The sequence below is a fragment of the uncultured Nostoc sp. genome (assembly GCF_964247315.1).
Taxonomy (GTDB): Bacteria; Cyanobacteriota; Cyanobacteriia; order Cyanobacteriales; family Nostocaceae; genus Nostoc.
In genome coordinates, this window is record NZ_CAXTTT010000076.1 from 1 (window position 1) to 14,815 (window position 14,815).

Annotated in this window: 15 protein-coding genes and 1 pseudogene; 6 read left to right on the top strand and 10 right to left on the bottom strand. The window is 40.4% G+C overall.

What is annotated here, in order from left to right:
- Positions 1-62: 62 nt before the first annotated feature.
- Both ACFE93_RS21515 and ACFE93_RS21520 read right to left on the bottom strand, forming a co-directional pair.
- Complete coding sequence (locus tag ACFE93_RS21515) at positions 63-2,444, bottom strand: arylsulfatase (protein ID WP_375476046.1); 2,382 nt, start codon at positions 2,442-2,444, stop codon at positions 63-65.
- A gap of 6 nt (positions 2,445-2,450) precedes the next feature.
- Entirely contained in the window at positions 2,451-3,533 is a 1,083-nt protein-coding gene (locus ACFE93_RS21520; protein ID WP_375476048.1) for a formylglycine-generating enzyme family protein, read from the bottom strand.
- A 1,286-nt stretch (positions 3,534-4,819) separates the two neighbouring features.
- Here ACFE93_RS21520 and ACFE93_RS21525 point away from each other — a divergent pair.
- The 4 genes and pseudogenes from ACFE93_RS21525 (at position 4,820) to ACFE93_RS21540 (ending at position 7,335) form a co-directional block, all read left to right on the top strand.
- Positions 4,820-5,491, top strand: a complete 672-nt coding sequence (locus ACFE93_RS21525; protein ID WP_375476050.1) for a glutathione S-transferase family protein — start codon at positions 4,820-4,822, stop codon at positions 5,489-5,491.
- Positions 5,492-5,535: 44 nt separating this feature from the next.
- Positions 5,536-6,402 carry a CmcJ/NvfI family oxidoreductase gene (locus tag ACFE93_RS21530; RefSeq protein ID WP_375476052.1) on the top strand — a complete coding sequence of 289 codons (867 nt, stop codon included), beginning with the start codon at positions 5,536-5,538 and terminating at the stop codon, positions 6,400-6,402.
- Between the two features lie 81 nt (positions 6,403-6,483).
- Positions 6,484-7,105, top strand: a pseudogene (locus ACFE93_RS21535) (TauD/TfdA dioxygenase family protein).
- Positions 7,105-7,335 (top strand): NUDIX hydrolase, encoded by a 231-nt coding sequence (locus tag ACFE93_RS21540; protein ID WP_375476110.1) that lies wholly within the window; start codon positions 7,105-7,107, stop codon positions 7,333-7,335. The pseudogene ACFE93_RS21535 and the gene ACFE93_RS21540 overlap by 1 nt, the downstream one beginning before the upstream one ends.
- Before the next feature lie 215 nt (positions 7,336-7,550).
- Here ACFE93_RS21540 and ACFE93_RS21545 read toward each other — a convergent pair whose 3' ends face one another.
- Complete coding sequence (locus ACFE93_RS21545) at positions 7,551-8,225, bottom strand: O-methyltransferase (RefSeq protein ID WP_375476054.1); 675 nt, start codon at positions 8,223-8,225, stop codon at positions 7,551-7,553.
- 154 nt (positions 8,226-8,379) lie between these two features.
- Between ACFE93_RS21545 and ACFE93_RS21550 the strand changes: the two genes are divergently transcribed.
- Both ACFE93_RS21550 and ACFE93_RS21555 read left to right on the top strand, forming a co-directional pair.
- Positions 8,380-9,264: a DUF1932 domain-containing protein gene (locus ACFE93_RS21550; protein ID WP_375476056.1), complete on the top strand. Its 885-nt coding sequence runs from the start codon at positions 8,380-8,382 to the stop codon at positions 9,262-9,264.
- A 95-nt stretch (positions 9,265-9,359) separates the two neighbouring features.
- The gene (locus ACFE93_RS21555; RefSeq protein ID WP_375476058.1) at positions 9,360-9,509 is read left to right on the top strand and encodes a hypothetical protein; all 150 of its coding nucleotides are present in this window, start codon (positions 9,360-9,362) and stop codon (positions 9,507-9,509) included.
- A 281-nt stretch (positions 9,510-9,790) separates the two neighbouring features.
- Here the strand turns inward: ACFE93_RS21555 and ACFE93_RS21560 are convergent, their stop codons facing one another.
- From ACFE93_RS21560 to ACFE93_RS21590, 7 genes are read right to left on the bottom strand one after another with little or no spacing between them, the layout of a single operon-like run.
- Positions 9,791-10,831: a P-loop NTPase gene (locus ACFE93_RS21560; RefSeq protein ID WP_375476060.1), complete on the bottom strand. Its 1,041-nt coding sequence runs from the start codon at positions 10,829-10,831 to the stop codon at positions 9,791-9,793.
- 17 nt (positions 10,832-10,848) lie between these two features.
- Positions 10,849-11,808, bottom strand: a complete 960-nt coding sequence (locus ACFE93_RS21565) for a HEAT repeat domain-containing protein (RefSeq protein WP_375476062.1) — start codon at positions 11,806-11,808, stop codon at positions 10,849-10,851.
- Between the two features lie 29 nt (positions 11,809-11,837).
- Positions 11,838-12,065, bottom strand: a complete 228-nt coding sequence (locus ACFE93_RS21570; protein ID WP_012408944.1) for a ferredoxin family protein — start codon at positions 12,063-12,065, stop codon at positions 11,838-11,840.
- 23 nt (positions 12,066-12,088) lie between these two features.
- Entirely contained in the window at positions 12,089-12,598 is a 510-nt protein-coding gene (locus ACFE93_RS21575; RefSeq protein WP_375476112.1) for a GNAT family N-acetyltransferase, read from the bottom strand.
- An 8-nt stretch (positions 12,599-12,606) separates the two neighbouring features.
- Positions 12,607-13,068: a GNAT family N-acetyltransferase gene (locus ACFE93_RS21580; protein ID WP_375476064.1), complete on the bottom strand. Its 462-nt coding sequence runs from the start codon at positions 13,066-13,068 to the stop codon at positions 12,607-12,609.
- Positions 13,069-13,092: 24 nt separating this feature from the next.
- Entirely contained in the window at positions 13,093-13,875 is a 783-nt protein-coding gene (locus ACFE93_RS21585) for a class I SAM-dependent methyltransferase (RefSeq protein ID WP_375476066.1), read from the bottom strand.
- Between the two features lie 58 nt (positions 13,876-13,933).
- Entirely contained in the window at positions 13,934-14,629 is a 696-nt protein-coding gene (locus ACFE93_RS21590; protein WP_375476068.1) for an HAD family hydrolase, read from the bottom strand.
- Between the last annotated feature and the right edge of the window lie 186 nt (positions 14,630-14,815).

The window sequence follows — 14,815 nt, forward strand, 5'->3', positions numbered from 1 at the left end:
GGGCAGGGGGGCAGAGGAGAACAACCAATGCCCAATGCCCAACCCCCAATGCCCAATTCCTATCACTTCAATTCCAGGGTGACTTGCTGTAAGTTGCCGGTGAATGCAAAGGGTGTTTGGTAAGTATCTACCGCAGGTGTGCCAGTATCTTGACCAACATCAAAGGTTTCATCTAAACCAAATCGGTAGCCTACAGTTTTATCAATGCGGCCTTCCGCAACCTGTTGCTCATTAATCAAGAGCTTACCAGTACCACCTGCCCCCGGAGCGCCACCATCATAAGTAAAGTCAAATTTGATTTGGGATTTGCCGATCGCAATTGGTTGAGAAGATTGAATGATTGTGCGATCGCTATTTAAGAAGTTGTAAGCAAAGGTGGGTTTACCTTTTTTCAAGAAGAAACTCCAACCCGCAAAACGTCCGCCTTGGGTGACTAAAACGCCTTCAGTACCATCTTTGGCAACATCCACATCGGCAGTGATGCTAAAGGAGCGACTCTTAATATTGGGAGCGCTGCCTTCGGGAATCCCTGCAACAGATGTGTGATAAGTAAAGTTATTGCGTCCTGTGATTAGGTTAGAACGGATTTTGACATCAAACCGTTGAACTAAGCGATCGTCCAAGGGCAGAACTTTGTACTTCTTTGCTTCCTTCAGAAATAGATTTTGTAGTTGCGCTAACTTGTCAGGGTTCTGTTTGGCTAAATCGTTGGCTTCACTGAAGTCTTTGGTAATATCGTATAGTTCCCAATTATCTTCATCGAAGGTGGTTTTGGAGACACGCTCCCAAGGTAAGCGTCCATGACGGGCGGCTGCTACCCAACCTTGATCGTAAATGCCACGATTGCCAAACATCTCAAAATACTGGGTTTTGTGATGGGATGGTACAGCAGGATTATCGAAGCTATAGACAAGGCTAGTACCTTCGATGGGTTGTTGTTTTGCACCGTTGACAACCTCTGGTTCTTCAATCCCCACAACTTCCAGAATTGTAGGCGCAATATCAATTACATGATGGAATTGGCTCCGCACTCTACCACGATCTTTGATGCGATCGCCCCAAGCCACAACTAAACCATTGCGGGTTCCGCCGAAGTGAGAAGCAATTTGTTTTGTCCATTGGAAGGGGCTATCCACTGCCCAAGCCCAAGCTGCATGAAAATGATTGAAGGCTTTTGGCCCACCTAAATCATCTAAAGCCGCGAGAACTTCTTGAGGACTTTCTGCTACGCCATTAAAGACTTTTAATTCATTAACACTACCTGTTAAGCCGCCTTCAGCACTCGCACCATTATCCCCGGCGATGAAAAAGACTAAGGTGTTATCCAATTCACCCAGTTGATCAATCGTGTCAATGACTCTACCAATTTGTGCATCGGTATGGCTGAGGAAACCTGCAAATACTTCCGCCTGACGCGCATAAACTTTCTGCTCGGTGGGAGTGAGGGAATCCCAAGCTGGGAGTTCCGCCGGGCGAGGAGTCAGCTTAGTATCGGCGGGAATTACACCAAGGGCTAGCTGACGAGCAAAGATATCTTCGCGTAATTTATCCCAACCTCGATCGAATTTACCCTTGTACTTGTTGATCCATTCCTTGGGCGCATGGTGTGGGGCATGGGTAGCGCCAGTGGCAAAGTAGGTAAAGAAGGGTTTATCAGGAGCGATCGCTTGCTGGGTGCGAATCCACTTAATCGCATGGTCTGCTAGATCGGGGGTGAGGTGATAATCAGAGCGATTTGGTTTCTGAATATGTTGGGTATTTTCCACCAAGGCTGGACTCCATTGATTGGTATCACCGCCCAGAAATCCATAGAAGTACTCAAAACCTAAACCTGTCGGCCAGCGATCAAATGGGCCTGCCGCACTGGTTTCATAGTCTGGGGTATTGTGCCATTTGCCAAAGGCCGCTGTGTTATATCCATAATCTCGCAATACTTCAGCGATCGTTGCCGCACTTCTAGGTAAAATCGCTGTATAACCTGGATATCCTGTAGCTAACTCCGTAACCACACCTGTACTCACAGAGTGATGGTTGCGTCCCGTGAGCAATGCGGCTCTGGTAGGAGAGCAGAGTGCTGTAGTGTGGAATTGGTTATAACGCAATCCCCTTGCTGCTAGACGGTCTAAATTAGGCGTATCGATCAGACCGCCAAAGGTGCTGGTTTGTCCAAAACCGACATCATCAAGCAACACCAGCAAAATGTTTGGTGCATTTTCTGGAGCCTTAATGGGTTTGGGGAAGTCTGGTTGGGATTCTTTGTAAGTAATGCCAATTTTGCCTTTAAAAGATGGTTGGGGTAATGGCAATTTGTCGCCATAGTCCGCCCAAGCAGGTAGAGGTAAGATACTAGAAAATATTAGCGTTAGGGCTGTCAAAAAAGCGATCGCTTGGGAAGTTAACTTGAGAGATGCATACAAAGAATCTCTCTTGTGAGGATCAGTCATATAATTTTAGATTTTGGATTTTGGATTTATAGGTAGTGTGCTGGAGGGCAAATTTTTAACTAGCCGAAACCCGATATGAGTAGTTCCCGTATCGGGTGATTCTGACTCCCGTGCCGCCGGACGGAAGCGGCTACAGTAATTGGGAGCGCAGAGATACGATCCCCCTTTGATTACGTGTAGTTCTGATTCATCGGGCTTATTGGGATCAAAGCTTTGATTTAAGGCAATAGGATTAATTTGATGGGATTTGCGATCGTGTCCGACTTGAAAGAAATCAGTAGTCCATTCCCACACATTGCCGGTCATGTCATAGAGTCCATAACCATTGGGTGCAAAAGAACCGACGGGAGCAATGCCCAAGTGACCATCGGCTTTGGTGTTGAAAAAGGGAAAAATTCCTTGCCAAGTGTTGGCTCTATATTCAGAATATTCATTGCCCCAAGTGTATGTTGCACCATCCAAGCCACCACGGGCGGCGTATTCCCATTGGGCTTCGGTAGGTAAGGATTTTCCTGACCATTTGGCGTAGGCTAGGGCATCTTCGTAAGCTATGTGAACAACTGGATAGTTGGATTTGCTAGCGATTGCACTGTCTGCCCCAAAAGGATGTTGCCAATTCGCGCCAGTAGTCCAATGCCACCAACTTAGAAAGGAAACTTGCTTGACACCTGGTTTTGCCATCTCAAACACTAAGGAACCCGGTAATCGCTGCTCACCGGGTAAATCGGGAAACTGTTTTTCAGATAAGGGACGCTCTGCAACTGTCACATATCCTGTAGATTTGATAAATTCACCAAATTGTGCATTTGTAACCTCATATTTATCAATACAGAAGTTAGTCACCGTTACATCTCCAGGCGATCGCTCTTCCACAAAACTGGAATTATCAGACCCCATTTTGAATGTTCCTCCTGAAATCATCGCCATACCTTGGGGACAGGGATTGACTGTGGCTGCAAATGCGGTTGTATGAATGAATAAAAGTGCGATCGCTATTCCCTGAATGAATATTAGTGTGAGAAAATAATGTTTTTTCCTATCTCTAATATTCTCAATTTTGCTACTTCTACTTGAATGCCTGTAGTTCATCAATAAGATTCAACTTTTCTTAAAACTGATATTATTTTGGATTTTAGATGAACAATTCTCCTTTTCTTCGTAGTTTTCGTTAATCTATTTTTCGCATTAGTGAATACATGAGCATCTAAAAAATAGAACAACTAGCCACACACGAAATGCCCACCTCTAGAGAAACAGAAAAATCGAACCAGATTTGGGATAATATCTGGGGTTACTTTACTGGAAAGTAACTTGCATAAGAGTGATATCAGGTTTGGTTAAACACTTAATAATATCTGTAGGTTGGGTTGAAAAACGTAGAATCGAATGCGAACAGCATCTCGTAGAGAAGGGGGTTCGTCTGCAAGAACCCAACATTTGATCCTTGTTGATGTTGGGTTTCACTGCCGTACCCCTATGAGGAAGCAAGCTACAACCCAACCTACATTGATAGATTTTATTAGAAGTAATCACCCAAACTTAATATGATTCTCCTGACAGTAATATTGGCATTCAGTACTGGTATGATGCCTCGCTCGCATGGCTGTTATACTTTTGTAGTTGTAATCAGTCCGATCGGATGTTGCCAGGATTAAAGCACAGCTAAAACCACCGCTTGCTTCCAGTCAAGCTATATCATACTGTAAATTTATCGATTTACCGTGTTATTTAGATATTAAATCAGACTTTCTCACAATCGGCGATAAAAATCAAGAGGTTTTTACAATAAACTTAGCAAGAGCGTGAAAGCCACTAGAGGAACAGGTGCACAGCGTCGTATTCTCTGTTTGCGACTGTGGATAAAACGGCGATGCGGTTGCGAAAAACAACTTCACGAATCTTGAATGGTTCAAATAGATGTGCCATTAATATAGATTCCTTCTCTTGCTAGATAAAAGAAATGGGGGATAGATTTGCAGCATGAACTCGATTTTGCATTAAACGGCTGGAGATTTTCTCTTCCGTACACCGAAATGAGCGATAAACGCTAGGGCCAATAAAAAGAATCCCAGAGCACAAATGCCTGATTATGTCTAGCTATTTATTTAGTTACACTAATAATTAGGTATGCATATTTTCATAAAGACTGTATACTGTTTTTAAGTACACAAAATCGACCGACAAACTGTAGTATAGTATATAACTGACGTAGATACCTACCAGTCAATTATTTAACTGCACTAATCAGAAAACAGAATGGTTGCTTTCATCCATAGTGGGCGATCGCTCATGAACAGCTTCTGTTTTATTGCTTTAGTTTGAGTTGTGCAATCTCAAATAGTCTGCATTCACGATTATTACAAGGAAAAGATTTCATGAGCAACATCCAACTATACTTCGCCAAAGCCTCTACCTTCTCTCAACGTACTCGTGTCGTCTTACTAGAAAAAGGTATTGACTTCACCTCGATAGAAATTGACTTACAAAATAAACCAGATGGGTACACGCAGATTTCGCGCTATGGCAAAGTTCCAGCTATCAAACATGGGGATGTTGAAATTTACGAGTCCGCTATTATCAATGAATATCTAGATGAAGTTTTTCCAGAACCACCTTTGTTACCCCGCGATCCCGCAGCTAAAGCGATCGCTCGAATTTGGATAGACTATGCCAATACTCGCTTTGTCCCAGCTTTTAACAAATTTCTGCGCGGTAAAGATAGCACCGAACAAGAACAAGGACGAAAAGATTTCACAGAAGCACTTCTATATATTGAACAAGAAGGATTAGGCAAAGGTGATTACTTGTTAGGAGATCGGTTTAGCCTAGTTGATATCAGCTTCTATCCCTGGTTTGAACGTTTACCACTCTTAGAACACTTCCGTAAATTCACACTACCAGCAGAAACACCTCGTTTGCAGACATGGTGGAATCTGGTAGGCGATCGCTCCTCAATTCAAGCAGTTGCAAATCCTGCGGACTTCTATTTGGAAAGATTCGCTAAAATTCTCGGTGAACCTGTTCCCGTTGGTGCATCTCAAAAATAGGACACATGACCAACAATTAACTAAAATTCAAAATGGGATAACCTATGAGCTTAAATAACCAAGTTATAGACAGACCGATTTACCTGGATCTGCCATCCGTAGAGGCTAACCTCACTTACCTGATTCCAACGGCAGAAAAACCTGTTAACTATACTTACGAACCGCCAGCCGGGATTCCCCGCACGAATGCAACTTATCAGATGCACAAACTGCCAATTTACAATGCTCGTTCTATCTCAGAGAACATCTCGTTAGATAAAGAAGGATTCGCCTTTACTGGACATAATACTAATGTCCGCAACTTTTATGATGAAGACGAAGTGCGCCGCGTCTACTATCCAGAAGCCGAGCAATTGTTAAAAGAAGTGACAGGTGCAACGAAGGTAGTGATATTTGATCACACCCTTCGTAATGCTGGTAACTCCAAGCCAGGTGAGAATAATATTAAAGAACCTGCCTTGCGTGTACACAACGACTTTACCGCCAAATCCGGCTATACTCGCGCCCATTTGGAACTAGCAGCGCGGGGGATAGATGATATTGATGCGCTACTAAAACAACGATTTGCCATCATCAATGTTTGGCGAGCGATCGCAACACCAATCCAAGAGTCACCCTTAGCACTGTGTGACGCGCAAAGTATCGCACCCACAGACCTTGTAGCTGGCGATCTTGTGTACCGCGATCGGGTTGGTGAGACATACGGAGTCACCTATAACTCCAAACATAAATGGTTCTACTTCCCGCAAATGCACAGAGACGAAGCACTATTTATCAAATGCTTCGACTCTGCAGAAGACGGACACGCCCGTTTTGCCGCCCATACAGCCTTTGAAGACCCCACCAGCCCAGTCAACGCTCCCCCACGAGAAAGCATCGAACTACGAGCATTCGTCTTTTACCCCGCATAGATCGCAAAAATTTCTCTCAAACTCTTACTCTCTGCGCCTCTGCGTAAAACAAATTAATTAACCCTTGAAGACACAAATATCATGGCTTCCCAACACTTTGACATCAAACCAATTGCTGGACGTATCGGTGCAAAAATCATTGGTGTTGACTTGAGCAGTAACCTCAGCAATGAAATCATCAACGATATCCGTAAAGCTTTAGTCAGACTACAAAGTCATCTTCTTCCGAGAGCAGAACCTTGACGCTCAAGGACAAGTAGCCATTGATTTACCACAAGAAATTTTAGAGCATCGGGTTGTTTTCACCTCAACTTTATACGAAACCCTGCATCCAGTTGTCCACGTCCATCCTGAATCCGGTGAACGTGGATTATTTATCGGTGGTTTCGTGCGCCGTCTGTGTAGTCTATCACAAAATGAATCCGATGAAATCGTGATAATTGTTGCAAGCTTATGTCACTCGTCCAGAGAATACTGTCCGGTGGCGTTGGAAAGTTGGCGATGTAGCTTTCTGGGATAATCGCGCTACTCAACTGCGATCGCTGATTACGGGAATCAACCTCGCCACGTTCAGCGAATCACACTTGGGGGTGATATTCCTGTTGATATTGATGGTAATCAGAGTGAGGCTATTAAGGGAACTGAGGAAGAGTTAAAGAAGTTGTCTTATCCAAACAATATCACCACGGTCTACAAAAAATAATTTTAGAATTACCTAGCGGTGCTGTAGAAGTAGAAGATTTATCACCGTTTGCAGCAGCAAAACGTGAGCTATTAGAAGAAACAGGTTACACTAGCGATAATTTTGTTCAGACTGGCATTTTATCACCAAATGCAGCAAATCATAACAATCTCACCCATTGTTTTTTAGCTACAGATTTAGAAAAGATAGCTGATTTAAATTTGGATGATACAGAACAAATTGATGTATAGCTGTTGCCTTTAAAAAAATTATAGAAGTAATTGAAAGCGGTATTTTATTGCAAGCATTACATATTAGCTCATTATTTTTTGCCTTAAAAAAGCTTGGCAAATTACAATATAATTAATAGCTGGTAATTATATAGCAGTTCCCAATTATATGAGGAATGATTAGTGGTGATTTAGAATATACCTTATCTTGAAAATAAGAACTGAGAAAGACAAAGCTAATTTTCACGCATGACAAGAGCGATCGCAAAGCCATCATACCCTTTGTTACCTACAGTCTGGATTGCCGTAGCACTTACACGCGCTTGGGCACTGAGCAATTCGTTAAAACGACGCACTCCCTGAACGTTAGGATCATCGCTGTTGACCTCAATCACAGCTCCGTTACGAACAACGTTATCGGCAATAATTAGGCTACCCTGGCGGGAAAGCTTTAACGCCCACGCAAAATATTCTGGGTTGCTTGGCTTGTCTGCGTCAATAAAAATCAAATCAAATGGATTGTATTCCTCTTTAGCCAATTGCGGCAGTGTATCTATTGCCCGGCCGACACGTACCTCGACAAGATGAGCCAGTCTAGCGCGGGCAATATTATCGCAGGCAACTTCGGCGTGCTGGGGATTTGACTCTAGGGTGATCAAATGACCGTCAGCAGGCAATGCTCTAGCTAACCAAATTGTACTGTAGCCGCCTAAAGTGCCAATCTCTAGAATAGTCCGCGCTTTATGGATTAAGGCTAATAGCATGAGCAGTTTACCTTGGTTTGGCGAAACATTATGTGGTGGTAAACCAGCCGCATCACTAGCCTGAAGAGCAGCATCTAACACAGGGTCAGAAGGTATAAGTAAATCAGTGATGTAACGATCAACTTCTGTCCATAGTTCTTGAGTCATTAAAATAGCTTGCTTCCAAGGAATGATGTATGGTAAGTTCCTATTTAGATTAATAACGGTAATGGCATCAGTTTACCGTAGTTTGCCTCATAACTCAATCACCAAAATCAGCGTATTAATCAAAAGCTGAATACAGTTAACAATCAAGCTTTCCATGCAAATTCAAACAGTTGGTATTTTAAGTCCGGGTGACATGGGACAGGCGATCGCATCTGTTCTCAATCAAAATGGATTGAAGACAATTGCCGCCCTAGACGATCGCAGTCCCAGAACTCGGCAATTAGCCGCCGCAGCCAATATCCAAGATGTAGGTTCTCTCACACAATTAGTAATTGAATCTGATGTAGTGCTATCAGTGCTAGTCCCCGCCGCCGCAATAGAAGCAGCGAATCTTGTAGCTGAGGTAATAAGCAATGTGGGGAAACAGATTCTGTACGTTGATTGCAATGCAGTTGCACCCCAAAAAGTAAAATGTATTGCCCAAGTCATCGAATCAGTGGGAGTCACATTCGTAGATGCCTCAATCATTGGCCCACCTCCCAGAGTTCCTGGACGCACCCGCATCTATGCTTCAGGAAAACAGGCCGTTGAATTTCAACAACTGCGGAATTATGGGTTAGATATACGAGTAATTGGCGATGAAATTGGTCAAGCTTCTGGATTGAAGATGTCTTACGCCGCCTTGACAAAAGGACTGACAGCGATTGGTACAGAATTACTGATCGCCGCCCATCGCTTAGGCTTGGATGAGCAACTCTGGGAAGAAGTATCTAGCAGCCAGCCGGAACTTGCTGCTATACTCACCCGTTCCATTCCATCCATGACACCAAAAGCACATCGTTGGATAGGGGAAATGGAAGAGATTGCCGAAACCTTTCAGGAGGTAGGTCTGACTGAGCGCATTTTTTACGGAGCAGCTGATGTTTACCGCTTGGTGAAGGATACATCTTTGGGTAAAGAAACACCAGAAGAATCTAACAGCGATCGCCCCTTGAGAGAAATTATTAATGCTCTTTCCGACGAAACTGCATCAAACTAAAGCTTATAACTCGGTTCAGATTTGACAAGATGAGTGAAATTGGTGCTTTTGCTGTTGACCCTAATAAATCTGATTCAGCGAATTTTTTGTAAGTTATGGACAAAATTAAATTAGTTATTTTTGATTATGATGGTGTTCTAATAGATAGTGAACGCATCGCAAACATTATTTTGTTGAAAATGCTCAACGAAACAGGAATATTTTTGATTTTAGAGGATGTCATTGATATTTTTGTGCTTAAATGAGAAAACATACCGCGATCGCTCGATTTATGATTTTGTCTAAGGTTCAGGTTGCGGGTGGTATTTTGCTCTCTCCGTAGTAAGAAAAGAGGCGTCTTGTACGTCTTGTGAATTTATCCAAATTCAGGGTATGCGATCGCCTTTGGTAAAACAGATATTTTGAACAGGATGAAAACTATTGCGGATTGAAAAGGAAAAACCGCTGCGATCGCATTTTTCTTTTAACTTTTTACTTTTGCCTTGTTTAGTAAAAACAGGACAATTGATTGAAGTTTATGAAGCTACTAAGCTTGGTCAAGCTGCGTAGTTTGATCGTGTAACGTAAAAGTAGTATTTAATGAAGTAGCTATTTGTGTAAAAACCTCCCTTGCTGGTGAAGCATATTCGCTGATCGCAATCGGATTTCCAGTATCACTACCACTACAAATACGGGGATCGATAGGAATTTGTCCCAACAGAGGCGCTTGTAATTCTGCGGCCAGTTGTTCGCCGCCACCACTACCAAAAATTGGCGTGTGTGAACCACAATCACCGCAAATTAAATAACTCATATTTTCAATGATGCCAAGCACAGGAACACCCACTTGGCGAAACATATATATATTACGTCGTACATCTGCAACAGCCACTTGTTGAGGAGTTGTCACTAAAATAACTCCACAAATTGGGCTTTCTTGGATAATTGTAATTTGAGCATCACCTGTACCGGGAGGTAAATCTATCAATAAATAATCTAATTCCCCCCATTCCACATCTTGCAAAAATTGCGTGATAATTTTATGCAATACAGGCCCCCGCCATGCCAAAGGACGATTTGCTTCTGCAAGTAAACCTACTGACATTATTTTTATTCCCTGAACTTCTAGAGGTAAAAACTTATCACCTGTGGGAGTATTAATCACTTGAATATCAGCTTGTCCCAAACCCAACATCTGAGGGACATTGGGGCCATAAACATCAGCATCTAATAATCCTACTTTTGCACCTTGTAATTTTAAAGCTGCGGCTATATTCACGGCTGTTGTGGATTTGCCCACACCACCTTTACCACTAGAAACAGCAAGAGTAATTTTAACATCGGTAATTGTACAAACTTGAATATAAGTTTTTTTACACCAAGATAGAGATAATAATTTAGATTGAATTTTTGGCTCTAATTGGTGCGGATGAGAACCAATATATAAACGTAAGTAAATATAGTCATCAACTATGCGGAGATTTCGCACCATTCCCAAACTAACGATGTCATTTTTTAAGGTAGGTTCGATAACCTGTTTGAGGAGTTGTACTACTTCTTGCTGATGAAAATTAGCTTTTGATTGCATAATTATTGTCAATTCACTTAACCCAAGACGACTTTTTTATCTGTTTGAATCTTCTGAATTGCCCGTTGTGCTTGGATAGACACTTCTTTGTCAGGGTCATCTAAGGCTTGTTGTAGGGGGTTAATAACATCGGGATGAGCTAAATTCCCAAGAGCAATTACTGCTTCTTTGCGGACATCTGCATATTCATCTGTTAATGCTTGAATTAATCTCGGTATAACTTGAATATCTGGGATTGTTTGCAAAGCTTGTGCTGCTGATTTGCGTACTTGCCAATGTTCATCACCTAAAGCTATTTCTAATGCTGAAATTGCTTGTTTATTTTCATGAATAGCTAGAGATTTGGCTGCATTACGGCGAACTTGCCAATCTCTATCATTTGTAAGTGCTTGAGCAAGTATTGTAATTACTTGTGTATCTTGTAAATGTCCTAAAGTTAAAGCAGTAGCACGACGAACAAGTGTTGATTCATCAAATATTAAATCCAAAGCTTGTGGACATTTTTCTAGTTGATTGATATATCGTAGTGTGGTAATTGCCGCTTCTCTTAACTCAGGATTATTTAATTTTAAAAATGGTAAGATATAGGGTAAAGATTGAATATCATGGATTTTTCGCAACAGTAATAAGATATTTAATTGGATATTTATATCATCACTCTGAAGTTTATCTAGTAACAGTAGTAAATCATCCTGAGTAACTAACTCGTTTAAAGCTGATGCAGCTTCAGTGCGAATATCTACATCTACGGAACTGAGACATTCAAGTAAAGCAGGAATAGCTGAAGAATTAGCAATCTCCCAAAGGGCAGATATAGCTATTTTTTGAACAGCAATATGTTCATCTTGTAAAGCGATGATTAGTGCGTCTACTGTTTCTTCTTCGCCGAGATGTTGTAAAGTTTTGACGGCTAATAAGCGGTCATTTACGTCAGGCGATCGCAGCATTTCTAGCCAATCTTTGAGATCATCGTTCATTATTTTTACCACATAATCACAGAAAATCTTTAACGTAATAAAAAGGGAATTTGTACTGTAATTGCATTAGTGGGACATTCTTTTTCACAGGGAAGACAAAACCAACACTCATCATATTTCATATAAGCTTTCCCTGTCTCTGGATTTTTTGCTAATACATCAAGGGGACAAACTTCAATACAAGCTGTGCATTTTTCTAAACATTTTGATTCATCGACGATAACAGGAACATCTATTCTTTGATTGATTAAAGCCATAAAATTTCTCCTTGATTTTGTAACTAAACTTTTAAGCGATAAAATAAATGGGGTAAATTTGCATGTATAATCTCACGCTCATATTTAAATCCCAGCTTTTCCATAACTCTTTGTGAAGCTTGATTCGTCGTTAGAGTAAAACAGACTATCTCTGGTAATCTCAGTATTTCAAAACCAATTTTCAATATTTCCTCACCCATTTCTGTCGCTAACCCTTTAGCCCAAAATTTAGGTATTAGAGCGTAAGCTAATTCTACTTCATCCTTACCTTCTACGTCAGTATTCCGAAGACCAGCACGACCAACAAAATGATTGTTAATTTTGTCTCGAAACACCCATAATCCGAATCCATAATGCTGCCAATGATTCAAATTATTGATAATAAAAAGCCGTGTTTCTTCATCAGAACGAACACCGCCCAAGGTTGCCATAACTTGCGGATCTTGATGCATACAATGAAGTTCATTCAAATGTTTAAATCGCAGACGTTCAGCAAAGAGACGGTGAGTAGTCAATGTATTAATTAACTGCATATTATTCACTAAATCAATTTTTTATAAAATGTCAACGACTGTTTTATATTTGTATAACCAATTTTTTCATAAAATAAATGAGCCTCTTGACGTTTAATATTAGAACGTAACAGAACACCCTCACATCCAGCCAGAGAAGCCCACTGTTCAATTTGCTGCATCAAAATACGTCCTATTCCATTGTGACGATAATCTTTATCTACAACTAATCCTAAAAGAATTGCTGGAGTCGGAATAACTATTGAGTCACAAATATGAGTGTGTGTCCAACCAATTACATATTCATCTTCTAAAGTGGCAACATACACAATATGAGCATCGTTATTTTTAATTTTAGTAAGGCGCTGTTCTATTTGTTGATTTGTCACAGAATATTCAAGTTGTTTGCAAAGAACAGCTATTCTCTCTACATCTTTAATCTCAGCTTGTCTAATTTCAATTTTCTCATTTACAATAACTTTATTTGTCATAATTTAATTTTAAATTACAATCATTTAGTTATCCAGCGTTGCACGGATAAAACGATAGCCTATATCAATCTCTGCCAAATTGTGAATATCACCATATTTTTTCGTCCATTCCCCACTACTTAAATCTGCTGTAAGTAACTGTACTCCTTGCTCAATTAAATCTTGATTCGCTAATGCAAAAGATGATATTCCCGCGTGTACTTCTGCTTGAAGATATAACTCTGGTCGTCTCCAAGCTGCTGCTGCGAATAAATCAGACAAATCGTATGGTAACAAAAGGGGTATGGCTTCAACACGCCTTTTAATATTCCTCTGAATTAAATAAATCTGTTCGTTAAGTGGTAAAAATAGTAAAGCATCTTCCCATAAAAATGGAAAATAATCATAAAGCCATATCTTCTTAGCTAATCTAATATCAAAAGTTAGCAAAACTATTGTCCCATCTCTAATAATTCTATGCATTTCTTGAAACGCTTTTTCGAGATGACAAAAGTGATGAATTGCCAGGATACTTACAACGCCATCAACAGACTTATCTAGTAAAGGTAAATTTTCTGCATAGCCAGTGAACCACTTAATTTGCTGATGTTCTACTGCTTGTTTTTGCATTACTAAAGAAGGTTCAATAGCATTCACAAAAAAACCTTGGTTAGCTAGTGCTAAACTGTAACCACCAATACCAGCACCAATATCAGCAATCAGACTACCTTTTGGTAAATTGAGTAAATCAATTAATTGATTGACGATGCGAATATCAGGAACGCGAGTTTTGGAATATTGTTGGCCAATTGAATTATAGATAGACATATTTATAATAAAATTCCTCAAAATAATTTAAACAAAACCATTTAAGTTTTAAAGCCTGTTAGTTAACCAACTCCAGCAACTTTGAGAGTTCACCTATCATAAACTTTGGTTGTGCTTCTTGTGGTAAAATTTGGTTTTTTCGGTTGTAATAGCAAAAATCAATCTTGACTTGCATTGCTCCCACATAGTCATGAGCGAGAAAATCTCCTACGTAAAGTACTTGTGCTGGTGTTAAATCTAATCCAGATAACGCATGATTAAATATTTCAGGAGATGGTTTAGCAAAACCAATTGCTTCAGAAACTATAACTTCCTCAAAAAAATGCTCAATTCCCGCAGCTTGCATTCTTGGTACTTGTGCTGATACAAAATCGTTGGTGATGACAGCCAAACGATAACTACGTGCGAGAACAGTTAGTACTTCATTTACATTAGGTTCCATTACAGCAGAATGATTAAAAATATGCCAAAAACTTTGACTGAGATTGCTGATTTGATCTGTTTGTATATCTAAGTGAGCAAGTGTACTTCGATAAGACATCTCTATCAATTCACCAGGAGAAAAACTTTCTCGCTGTCTCCAATGCTTGGAATTATAAGTTTCATATACTTGAAGAAAAATAGTCTCATTTACTCCATTTAAGTCTAAAGATATTCCACAAGCTTCTAGCGCTCCGAGTATAGCTTGACGTTCACATAGTTCAAAATTCAATAGTGTATTATCGAGATCAAAAATTATCGTTTTATAACCCATTTTTGTTATTTTATGCTCAAATTAAGTTTTCATAAATCAATCCAATAACGGGAAATAATTTCTGATATTCCGCAGCCATACCAATAAATTCTGAATACAAATCACAAGTTGGGTTAATTAGTTCAAGCATTTTCTAAAAGTTATTGAATTGCTGATGGTGCTTTGTGCTACGGGACAATACACCTT

What these genes read in the sequence shown, in the direction of transcription:
- ACFE93_RS21515 (WP_375476046.1), bottom strand. Translation starts at nt 2,444, where the DNA reads ATGACTGATCCTCACAAGAGAGATTCTTTGTATGCATCTCTCAAGTTA.
- ACFE93_RS21520 (WP_375476048.1), bottom strand. Translation starts at nt 3,533, where the DNA reads ATGAACTACAGGCATTCAAGTAGAAGTAGCAAAATTGAGAATATTAGA.
- ACFE93_RS21525 (WP_375476050.1), top strand. Translation starts at nt 4,820, where the DNA reads ATGAGCAACATCCAACTATACTTCGCCAAAGCCTCTACCTTCTCTCAA.
- ACFE93_RS21530 (WP_375476052.1), top strand. Translation starts at nt 5,536, where the DNA reads ATGAGCTTAAATAACCAAGTTATAGACAGACCGATTTACCTGGATCTG.
- ACFE93_RS21545 (WP_375476054.1), bottom strand. Translation starts at nt 8,225, where the DNA reads ATGACTCAAGAACTATGGACAGAAGTTGATCGTTACATCACTGATTTA.
- ACFE93_RS21550 (WP_375476056.1), top strand. Translation starts at nt 8,380, where the DNA reads ATGCAAATTCAAACAGTTGGTATTTTAAGTCCGGGTGACATGGGACAG.
- ACFE93_RS21555 (WP_375476058.1), top strand. Translation starts at nt 9,360, where the DNA reads ATGGACAAAATTAAATTAGTTATTTTTGATTATGATGGTGTTCTAATA.
- ACFE93_RS21560 (WP_375476060.1), bottom strand. Translation starts at nt 10,831, where the DNA reads ATGCAATCAAAAGCTAATTTTCATCAGCAAGAAGTAGTACAACTCCTC.
- ACFE93_RS21565 (WP_375476062.1), bottom strand. Translation starts at nt 11,808, where the DNA reads ATGAACGATGATCTCAAAGATTGGCTAGAAATGCTGCGATCGCCTGAC.
- ACFE93_RS21570 (WP_012408944.1), bottom strand. Translation starts at nt 12,065, where the DNA reads ATGGCTTTAATCAATCAAAGAATAGATGTTCCTGTTATCGTCGATGAA.
- ACFE93_RS21575 (WP_375476112.1), bottom strand. Translation starts at nt 12,598, where the DNA reads ATGCAGTTAATTAATACATTGACTACTCACCGTCTCTTTGCTGAACGT.
- ACFE93_RS21580 (WP_375476064.1), bottom strand. Translation starts at nt 13,068, where the DNA reads ATGACAAATAAAGTTATTGTAAATGAGAAAATTGAAATTAGACAAGCT.
- ACFE93_RS21585 (WP_375476066.1), bottom strand. Translation starts at nt 13,875, where the DNA reads ATGTCTATCTATAATTCAATTGGCCAACAATATTCCAAAACTCGCGTT.
- ACFE93_RS21590 (WP_375476068.1), bottom strand. Translation starts at nt 14,629, where the DNA reads ATGGGTTATAAAACGATAATTTTTGATCTCGATAATACACTATTGAAT.